We start from the raw sequence: 759 nt of genomic DNA on the forward strand, positions 1-759 counted from the left end.
TACCATATTGTCTAACAAAAGGGGAGCATTTCAAAAGGACATACCGTTTTTTCATGTTCTCATTCTCATCTCTACATACTTTTCCACCGACTCAACTGGCACCTTATACCGGTTACCCTCTTTGAACCCTTTTAACTGTCCCGTCTGCAAAAGCTTATAAAACGTACTTCTGCCGATTTTCAAAATCTCCATGACTTCTTCCCGTGTGAGAATCTCCTTTGTTGTAAGCATATGCGACCTCCTATTTCCGTTAATGCTCGTTGACATATCGCTCAATTTCTGACGCAGGGATCAGCGTTTTTCTGACACTTAATCTCTTGCACTGCAATTCACCCTGTTCGATCAGTCTGTAAACGGTATGCACACTCAATCCCAGCATATTTGCTGCCTCGCTAACTTTCAGCAAGTATTTTGTTTCTGTGTACTGTAGAGCTACCATAATTATCACCTCCTGCTCTTTACTAATATGTTCGTATTTTTTTAGAGCATTTGGTGATTTTTCATACGGCTTGCTTGGACACACTGACTTTTTCATGAGATGTTATGTGTGGTTTCAAGTTTTATCTGATTTCCACAAGTTATCCCAGTTTTCCACGAAAAGAAAAAATGACTGAACCGCTCGGAATTTGAAGATCAAAATAATCCAATACAATTCAGTCATTTGGCTGCTCTATTTTTCATACCCTTCGTAATAATACGATTGCTCGATTCCCTTGAAAATCACCTCTCTGTCATCAACCTTATCCGTCAGATTCGGTT

At 39.5% G+C, this 759-nt stretch carries 2 protein-coding genes; both read right to left on the reverse strand.

The window, feature by feature from the left end:
- Positions 1-51: 51 nt before the first annotated feature.
- Entirely contained in the window at positions 52-231 is a 180-nt protein-coding gene (locus tag RUMCAL_RS03505; RefSeq protein ID WP_021681143.1) for a helix-turn-helix domain-containing protein, read from the reverse strand.
- A 19-nt stretch (positions 232-250) separates the two neighbouring features.
- Positions 251-439 carry a helix-turn-helix domain-containing protein gene (locus RUMCAL_RS03510; RefSeq protein WP_040646831.1) on the reverse strand — a complete coding sequence of 63 codons (189 nt, stop codon included), beginning with the start codon at positions 437-439 and terminating at the stop codon, positions 251-253.
- Positions 440-759 lie beyond the last annotated feature (320 nt).

It is taken from the genome of Ruminococcus callidus ATCC 27760 (assembly GCF_000468015.1).
GTDB lineage: Bacteria > Bacillota > Clostridia > Oscillospirales > Ruminococcaceae > Ruminococcus_C > Ruminococcus_C callidus.